This is a genomic window from Microcystis sp. LE19-10.1B (genome assembly GCF_027530565.1).
GTDB classification, from domain to species: domain Bacteria; phylum Cyanobacteriota; class Cyanobacteriia; order Cyanobacteriales; family Microcystaceae; genus Microcystis; species Microcystis aeruginosa.
Genome location: NZ_JAPZQM010000335.1, coordinates 1 through 2,686 on the forward strand (window position 1 = coordinate 1; position 2,686 = coordinate 2,686).

Here is a 2,686-nt window from a genome sequence, read left to right on the forward strand (position 1 = left end):
TTCAAAAACCTTGCATTATCCTTCTTGTGGTACATCGCTTGGTACAAAAAACAAGGGCAACAAAGCCTGAAACGACCGACTCCTGACGACCGGCTACTGACTCCTACCCCCAGGAAAAACTTTTTCAGCAGACCCTACTTATTTAACCCCCAAAAAAACTGGATGTAAATCCAGTTTTTCGGGTTCCTTGTTTTTTGGTTCATGAATAATGCAGGTTAGGGCTTGCTGAAAAAGTTTTTCGTGGGGCAGGGTGTGGGGTTTTACCCATTTTCAGGGAAAAAGTCCCTGAATTTGCCCCCTGATCACTCCCATGCCTGGTACTTTTTGATTGACAAAAAGTCTAAAAGTCTTATCCAACAAGGTTTTAAGATTTATTCAGCCAGCCCTATATAACTGATTACTGATTACTGTCGCGGCTGCACGGGGAAACCTTGACGCTGAAGCATTTCCGCCGCATCTTGGCCCGGTTGATAGTTGATGCCGAGGGTAGAGGTGGCCGTATCTTCGATGATTTTGGGAGTGAGGAGAATAATCACCTCCGAGCGATCGTTGCGATTGGTACGACTGCGGAATAAAGCCCCTAAAATGGGAATATCCCCTAAAATAGGCACTTTTGTCTCAGAACTCTGTTGGCGCTCTTGGATAATGCCGGAAAGAATTAAACTCTGTCCATCCCGGAGACGAATTAAACCAGAAGTCAATTCCCGACGAATCAGAGGGGTAAGGGTGTTGACTGTTCCACCACCGCTATCAAATTGAATTGGAGACCCCGGAGAGCCGATGGTAGGGCTAACCGACAGGGAAATAAAGCCGTTATCATCCACCTGATCGATGTTTACCGCTAAAGTTAATCCAGCATCGGCCAGTACAGGGACAGTGGTGCGTTCGCCACTGAGAGGATCTACACTTGTCTCCACACTTTCTAGCACTTTCTCGGTGAGCTTAACGGTGGCCTGTTGACCTTCCTGCACCACTAGGGAGGGATCGGTGAGAATCTTGGCATTTCCTGTCTGAATTGAGGCTTGCAGGGTCATCAGGAATTTTTGGGGATACTGGAATAGGGTCGGGGGTTCGTATTCATACTCTATTATTCCCGTCTCTGGGTCAATATTAATATCACTCAAACCGGGTTGAAAGGGGTTAACAGTGCGACCAAAACTAGGGCGCGAGTAGGGTGTTAGACCCCCTAAAAAGTCATTCGGTCCCTGGTTAACACGGCCAAAAGGAGCGCCATTCTGAATGTCAATAAAAGGTTGAATTTCTGCTGTCCCCGTACCCGATATGATATCGAAAATCGGCACAACAGGCTGTGCAAAAGCCCCCGGTCTGCCTACAGTTGAGCTACTAGGTGGGTTCATATTACCAAAGTTCAGCACTGCCGCCCCGTTATCTTGAACAAAGAAACCATCGTTAAAACCGAAGGAAAAACTACTGTTAAAACGGTCTGTATTGAGTAGGTTGACATCGATAACTTTGACATTAACTACCACCTGACGGCGACGGGCATCTAGTTGGGTTAATAAAGAGGTGGCGATCTGGACTTGCCGCGCTTCGCCGATTAAATTGATAGAATTAAGGCGCTCGTCGGCGGCAACTCTTAAACCAGTTAAAAGTAAGGCAGCTTTTGAGCCTTTCGTTTCTTGGGGGGCCAGTGGCTCTAGGGTGGGAGGAACATCCCGGCGACCGATGACTCGTCCGGTGAGGGGATCGACGATATCCTCGGTTTGGGTAACTAAACGCTGGTATTCTGCCCCTTGGGTAGCGAGGAAAGTGGCGGCGGCGACAGATTTAACTTGGTTGAGACGCAGGGTGCGGCTAATCAGATTACGAGCGCCTTGGGGTAATTGCGCCCCAACAAAGATAGTTGTACCCTGACGGTTGGCCTGGAGTCCAGAAACTAACAACACGGCGTTAAAAATGCTTTCCACCGATTCGTTAGTAAATTCCAAGGAAACTGTCTGAGAGGTGGCGTTAGTTTCCCCCTGGGCGCTGGTGAAAACGACGTTATAACCGGCATAGTTAGCAAGGGTCATTAACACTTCTCTAGCGGAAGCTTCCCGGAGTAAAACACGAGGTACAATCATATTACGCTCGAATTTGACCTTTTCGGCACTAGCATCGATGTTAGAGATGGCAATATCTCCCACCGGTGGGGCGACAGCCCGGGGTAGGGTGGGAGCGCCGGGGGCTTGGGGTGCGCCTTGAATGATAATTTCGGGGTTGGGGACAAGGGGCGCACTTTGGGCCAGTAGTTTTTCACTAGCTAAAATGCGATCGCTGATCTCCTTTTCTACGGCATCGGGGGTGGGAACGAAATTCTTAGGTCTTTTTTGTAAATTTTCTTGACTAAACTCTTGCGAAAATTCAATTTTTGATGTACTCGATTTTAACTCTGAACCATCGAAGGAAATGGGGGTTTCGGCCAAAGCGCTCAGGGGAGCCATCAATAAAAACGAGGCAATTTGGGGGATAAACAGGGCATAACGGGACGAATTCACTTTAATTTCACTCCTCAACAATTGGGGGATTCAACGGATAAAAAACGGGGTTCTTCGTTACTTGGTATGGTTCGATAGGGGGGCATAAATCGACTAAATCCTTATCTGGCAAGAGACTTAATTGATTAGTTCGCTCTAGATAAAAAACAATTGACAAAAATCGCTAAATGCCTTTCTATATAAGGGTT

The 2,686-nt window shown here is 47.5% G+C and carries 2 protein-coding genes; both read right to left on the reverse strand.

Translation table 11 applies throughout. The annotated features are described in order from the left end of the window. Positions 1 to 404 precede the first annotated feature (404 nt). Positions 405 to 2,498, reverse strand: a complete 2,094-nt coding sequence (locus tag O9332_RS11860) for a secretin GspD/PilQ domain-containing protein (protein ID WP_002758750.1) — start codon at positions 2,496 to 2,498, stop codon at positions 405 to 407. A gap of 7 nt (positions 2,499 to 2,505) precedes the next feature. Continuing rightward, complete coding sequence (locus O9332_RS11865; RefSeq protein WP_502846651.1) at positions 2,506 to 2,655, reverse strand: hypothetical protein; 150 nt, start codon at positions 2,653 to 2,655, stop codon at positions 2,506 to 2,508. Positions 2,656 to 2,686 lie beyond the last annotated feature (31 nt).